At 73.6% G+C, this 3,236-nt stretch carries 2 protein-coding genes; both read left to right on the forward strand.

Translation table 11 applies throughout. From position 1 onward, the window contains the following. Window positions 1–2,783 (forward strand): polymorphic toxin-type HINT domain-containing protein (locus ACFVIM_RS34235; RefSeq protein WP_384310044.1); only part of this gene is annotated, 2,783 nt, incomplete at its 5' end. A 57-nt stretch (window positions 2,784–2,840) separates the two neighbouring features. Continuing rightward, window positions 2,841–3,188, forward strand: coding sequence for a hypothetical protein (locus ACFVIM_RS34240; protein WP_384310047.1), 348 nt, complete (start codon window positions 2,841–2,843; stop codon window positions 3,186–3,188). Window positions 3,189–3,236 lie beyond the last annotated feature (48 nt).

A 3,236-nucleotide genomic window follows, 5' to 3' on the forward strand; every position in this document is an offset into this window, starting at 1 on the left:
CCGCACGCGGTGCGGCCAAGAGCGCCGAGACCGGTGCCCAGGCCGCCGACCAGGCCAGCATCGCCGCCCGTGAGGCGGGCAACGCGGCCAAGGCGGCCATCAGCGCGGGCGGCAACGCCGTGCTCGCGGCCGACGCCGCCGTGGCGGCCAGCAACCACGCGGCGGCCGGGGACCGGCACGCGGCCGAGGCACGCGCGGCCGCGGCCACCGCCCGCCGTCACGCCGGCGAGGCGACCCGTGCCGCCGAGGAGGCGTCCGCGCTGGCCTTCCAGGCCGCCGACGCCGCCGCCGAGTCGCGCGACGCGGCCCGTTCCGCCGCCGCGCACGCCAACGCCTCCGCGAAGGCCGCCGACGAGGCGGCCCAGCACGCGGGCGAGGCGGCACACGCGGCGGCCAGGTCCACCGAGCACGCCAAGAACGCGCAGAAGGCGGCCGACGCCGCCAGCCGCGCCGTCGCCCAGGCCCGCAAGGTCCACACCGTGGCCCAGGCCATCGAGGCCGCCGAGCTGCGCACCCGTACCAACGCCGGAATCGAGCACGCCCGCGATCTGAAGATCGAGGAGGACGAGCGGCGGGCCGACCAGCGGCGGGCGGCCGACGCCGTCGCCGCCCGCAAGGCGGAGATCGAGCGGCTCGCCGCCGAGGCGTCGGCCCCCGGCGCGGACCCGGCGACGGTCGCCGCCAAGGGCCGCGCGCTGGCCGTGCAGGTGATGCGGGAGGGCGCGCCCTGGAGCCAGATGGCCGCCGAGGTCGCCCTCGCCGGTTCGGACGCCGATGTCCTCACCTATGTGCGCACCGGCTGGCGCAAGGCCATCCAGGAGGACGAGCGGGCCCAGGTGGAGCGCCTCGCCCTGGAGAGTGAGATCAAGCCGGTGCGGGACGCCGCCGAGGTCGCCCTCAAGGGCGACACCACGGCGATCAGCGCCTTCCTCGCCGAGGGCCAGTACCGGGCGGGTGAGGCGGACTTCCGTATCGCCGTCACCCGGCTGATCGACAAGGGCGGGGCGGGCGTACGACAGGCCGGTCTCGCCGCGATGGCGTCCAGTGACACCGCCGACCTGCGGACGTTCCTCCGCACCGGGCAGCACACCGCCCGCGAGGCGGACAACCGGGTCAACGCCACCCAGCTGCTGGGCAGCGGCGGCCCCGAGGTCAAGGCGGCCGCGCGGATCGCGATGGAGGGGCCCACCTACCTGCTGAGCCGGTTCAGCGAGTCCGGTCAGCACATGGCCCAGCGCAAGGACCGGCTCACCGCCACCCACGTGGCACGGGTCCAGCACCTGATCGCGGGCGCGGCCGTCGTCGCCGCCAAGGCACAGCAGAGCGCCGCGCTGGCCGGTGAGGTCGCGGCCATCGCCCGCCGTGCCTCCGCGGAGGCCGCCGTCTACGCCCAGCAGGCCAAGGACTCGGCCGCGCAGGCGCAGAACTACGCCGACCAGGCCAAGGCGTCCGCCAAGGACGCGGAGGCGTCGGCGGCGCAGGCGGCCGAGTCCGCCCGGGTCGCCCGCGCGGCCGAGGCCGACGCCCACCGGGCCGCCAACAACGCCGCCGTATCCGCCGCCGACGCCACCCTGTCGGCGGAGATCGCGAACACCCACGCCGCCCAGGCGTGGGAGTCCGCGAACCAGGCGAAGGCGTCGGCCATCGCGGCGGGCAAGGACGCCGAGGCGGCCGAGAAGGCCGCCCTGGACACCTTCTCCATCGCGGTGAAGAAGCTCCGGGAGGAAGAGGAGGCCCGGCGCAAGGCCGAGCTGGCCGAGCGGGAGAAGGCGGCCCAGGACCCGGGCGCCCAGGCCCGCGCCCAGTACCGGTGCGGCATCCTCGGCTGCGAGGCCGCCGACAACCCGGTCCGCTGGTGCATGCAGAACGAGATCCTGTGCCAGATCATCTCTCAGGGCCCCGCGCTCAACGAGGCCATGACCAAGCTGACGGACACCGGCAAGGAGCTGCTCGGCCTCGGTGAGCTGGAGGAGTGCGCCAACGAGAAGGATCTGTGGGCCTGTGGCCAGCTCATGGGCGAGGTGGCCGTCGGCTCGAAGCTCAAGCTGCTGGACAAGGCGTACGACAGTCTGAAGGCGCTGCGGCGGGTGCCGTGCACCAACTGCTTCCTGCCCGGCACCCAGGTCGTCCTGGGCGATGGGACCTCCACGGAGGACATCCAGGACATCCGAGTGGGCGAGAAGGTCCTGGCGACCGACCCGTACACCGGGGTCACCGGCGCCCGTGAGGTCACCCGGGTCATCGTCACCGACGCCGACCGGACCTTCAGCGAGCTGACCGTCGCCACCCGTGACGGTCCGCGCAAGCTGACCGCGACGCACGAGCACCTCTTCTGGTCGCCGTCGGCGTGGCGGTGGGTCGAGGCGCAGCACCTCACCCCGGGGACGACCCTGCGCACCGACCGGGGCGAGCAGGTCACGGTCAGCGCGAACCGCTCCTTCACCAAGAAGGACGCCCGGACCTACACCCTCACGGTCAAGCAGCTGCACACGTTCTACGTGACGGCGGGCCGGACCCCGGTGCTGGTGCACAACGCGGGCTGCGACGAGTTCGCGGAGAAGCTCCACCAGAGGATCGGCGGGGAGATCTGGACCATCACGCCCAAGGGGTTCCCGGTCCTCGGCCCGTACAAGCTGGCCAACGAGGACTGGGGGCACCACACCTTCGTCATCAAGGACGGCCGGGTGTACGACCAGTTCACCGGGGCCGGCGGCATGCCGCTGGAGGAGTGGAAGACCCAGTGGGACTACCCGGATCTCCATGAGTGGAAGAAGAAGAAGTGACGTTCCGTCCGGATGCGGTGCCGCGCACCGCACCCCCGGGAAGGGGAGAGTGAGGGGATGAACCACGCGAGCGCACTCGGCGCGTTCGTCGAACGTCTCGACGGGCGCGCCCGCCTGTTCACCATGAGCGGTTCCTACGGAGAGGTCTGTGCCTATCTGGACGGACTCGACGCGGCTACCGGCGGCGGGACGATGCGGGCCTTCGGCGCCTGGATCAACGGCCGGGGCGTGGGCCTGCCCGAGTGGGTCTGGTGGAACCTGGTCCTCGCGGACCTGGGCACCGGCCGGCGCTCCCGTGACCTCGCCTCCTTCACACCCGAGCAGCACGCGGAGGCCATCGCGCATCTGTTCCGGCTGCTGCGGGAGTACCTGGGCACCGCGGACCCCGCCGGGGCCGGGGACTGACCTCCCACGGCCCTGACCGGCCGGGGACCGGGGCATGTGCCCGGTCCC

Source organism: Streptomyces sp. NPDC057638, from assembly GCF_042800315.1.
Lineage (GTDB): Bacteria > Actinomycetota > Actinomycetes > Streptomycetales > Streptomycetaceae > Streptomyces.

Coding starts and splice junctions, on each gene's coding strand:
- ACFVIM_RS34240 (WP_384310047.1), top strand. CDS start 2,841: ATGAACCACGCGAGCGCACTCGGCGCGTTCGTCGAACGTCTCGACGGG.